Origin of the sequence: Kitasatospora sp. NPDC007106 (genome assembly GCF_040634455.1) — a bacterium.
Lineage (GTDB): Bacteria > Actinomycetota > Actinomycetes > Streptomycetales > Streptomycetaceae > Kitasatospora > Kitasatospora arboriphila.
This window is the reverse complement of record NZ_JBEYFP010000762.1, coordinates 1-2769: the sequence shown is the minus strand read 5'-3', so window position 1 is coordinate 2769 and position 2769 is coordinate 1. Positions and strand designations below refer to the sequence as shown.

The following is a 2769-nucleotide window of genomic DNA, read 5'->3' as shown; positions in this document are numbered from 1 at the left end:
GGCAGGGCGGCCTGGCCGCACAGCCGGACGCCCGCGTCGCCCGCTGAGGCCCGGGCACCGCGGACCCGCCGGAACCGCGGCCCCTCGCCCCCGTCCGGGCGCGCGCAGGCCGCGGGGCGGGCCCGTCAGCCGCGGATCTCGTAGGCCCTGGCCCGGTCCGTGACGTCGGCGAGCAGCGGCTCCACCAGCTTCATCAGGTCGCCGTAGTCGGCCACCCGGCCGTCGGACCACTGCCCGAGGCCGGCGACCACGGCCCGCCCGACCCCGGAGAAGGCCTGCACCAGACCGCTGTCCGCCGCGAGCGTCGGCAGGCCGGATCCGGGCGGCGGCGCCTGCGCGCCGACCTGGTACGAGTCGTAGTTCAGCCCCAGCCGGGTGACCAGCTTCACGGTGTCGACCTGGTCCTTCATGGTGAAGACCGCCAGGTTGAACTGGTTGTTCCGGGCGTCCTTGTACAGCGCGATCTGGTGGCCGAGGCAGCCCTTGCTCTCGGCGATCACGGCCGCGAGGTCCGGGCCCACCGAGGTCGGCTCGGGGCAGGTCCCGAGGTCCTTGGACGCGACCCTGGTGTACACCGCGCCGGACGCGGTCTTCACCGTGGCGGGGAAGAGCTCGGCCAGCGGCGCCGGTGGGCGGCCGGAGAGCCGGGCGGCGGCCGACCCGGACGGCGCGGCGGACGCGGTGGCGGCGGACGCGGTGGCGGCCGTCGCGCCGGCGGTGGCGGCCGGGGCTGCCGACTGCTTCCCGTCGCCCTCCGGGCCCACCAGCTGGAAGGCGATCACGGTCAGCACCGCGGCGGCCGCGGCCAGCGCGGCGTTCCGCGGCCACACCCGCTTCGGCGGGGGCGGCGGTGCGCCGGGCCGCAGCAGGCCCGGCACCGGCCCCTCCTTCACCGGCGCGGCGCGGACGAAGTCCTCGTCCAGCACCACGTCGAACGGGTCGTCGGACGGCCCCTCCGGGCCCGGCGCACTGTCGCTGATCGGCACGGGCCCACCCTAGTGATCACCACCCCGCCGCAGGTCACGGCGTGATCACCATTCACGGCGCCCGGGCACCGGGCCCCGCCCCTCCTCACCCGGGCCGTCCAGCACACCCTGCCCAGCACCCACCCCCACCGACACCAAGCGGCCCCACCGACCGGCCGCAGCCGTAACGCCCAGCACCCGGGCCCCACCTCAGCCGAGCACGTCCGACACGAGACCCGCGCGCCCAACACACCCGCTACCACCGACGCGAAGCGACCCCACCGACCAGCGGCAGCCGCGGCGCCCAGCACCCGAGCCCCACCCCGCACCCGAGCACGTCCGACACGAGACCCACGCGCCCAACACACTCGGCCGAACACCCACCCCCCACCGACACGAAGCGACCCCGTCGACCGGCCGCAGCCGTGCCGCCCGGCGCCCCGACCGGGCCCCGAACCGCCCCTCCTCAGCCGATGTCCGGCGGGTCGACCCGAATCCGTACCTGCTCCCCCGTCCGCAGCGCCATCCGCGCGATCTGCGCGGCCTTCAGCGCCGCGGCCAGCGCCGCCCCGCGGCCGGGCGCGACCCGGATCAGGGCGCGCTCCAGCTCCTCGCCGCGGCCGGCGGGCACCGGCACGGGCCCCAGGACGTCGGCGCCCTCGGGCAGCCGCAGCAGTCCGAGCAGGTCGGCGACGGCCTGCGACGAGCCGGTCACCGAGGCCATCCGGGAGACCGGCGGGAAGTGCAGTTCGACCCGTTCGTCGAGCTCGGTCGCGGCGTGCCCGGCCGGGTCCCACCGGACGAGGGCCTGCACGGGCCGGGCGGTCGGCTCGGCGACGACCACCACGGTGCCGCCCGCGCCGGCCGGCCGGACGAGGGCCGCGGCGGTCAGCCAGCGCCGCAGCGCCTCCTCGCCGGCCCGCAGGTCGGGCCGGTTGAGCAGGGCCCAGCCGTCGAGCAGCAGGGCGGCGGCGTAGCCGCCCTCGGCGAGGGGTTCGGCGCCGGGTGTGGCGATCACCAGGGAGGGCGTGCCGGGCACCGTGGCGAGTACCGAGTCCCGCCCGGAGGTGCGGACGGGCACCCGGGGGAAGGCCTTGCCGAGTTCCTCCGCGGTGCGCCGGGCGCCGACGACCTGGGCGCGCATCCGGAAGGAGCCGCACTCGACGCAGTGCCAGTCCGTCTCGGGCGTGCCGCACCAGCTGCACTGCGGCGGGGTGTCGGCGCCGCCGGCCTCCAGCGGGCCGGCGCAGCGCCGGCAGCGGGCCGGGGTGCGGCAGCGGCCGCAGGCGAGCCGGGGGAGGTAGCCGCGCCGGGGCACCTGGATGAGGACGGGCCCGCGGGTCAGTGCGTCGCGGGCGGTCTCCCAGGCCACCGAGGGCAGCCGGGCGGCCTGGGCGGCGGCGTCCCGGGCCTGGTCGTGGTCGGTGACGGTGCGGATCCGCGGGGCGAGCGCCCGGACGGTCTCCCGGTCGGCGGTCAGCGGGCGGGCCCAGCCGGTGGCGACCAGCTGGGCGGCCTCGACGGTGGTGGAGAGGCCGCCGAGCAGCACGCCGGCGCCTTCGTCGGCGGCCCGCAGCAGGGCGACCTCGCGGACGTGCGGGTGGGGCGCGTTGGGGTCGCTGTGGCTGGAGTCGCCGTCGGACCAGACGGCGAGCAGCCCGAGGTCGCGGACGGGGGCGAAGACGGCGGCCCGGGTGCCGATCACGGCCCGGACGGAGCCCCGGCTGACGGCGAGCCAGTGCCGGTAGCGCTCCTCGGGTCCGGCGTCGGCGGCGAGCACGGTGTGCCGGCCGGGGCCGAGCAG

1 protein-coding gene and 1 pseudogene are annotated in these 2769 nt (G+C 78.3%); both read right to left on the bottom strand.

The window, feature by feature from the left end; all coding sequences use genetic code 11:
- Positions 1 to 125: 125 nt before the first annotated feature.
- On the bottom strand, positions 126 to 986 hold the full coding sequence (locus ABZ641_RS31995; RefSeq protein WP_359987488.1) for a hypothetical protein: 861 nt from the start codon (positions 984 to 986) through the stop codon (positions 126 to 128).
- 445 nt (positions 987 to 1431) lie between these two features.
- A pseudogene (locus ABZ641_RS31990) lies at positions 1432 to 2769 on the bottom strand (primosome assembly protein PriA); the annotation flags it as partial.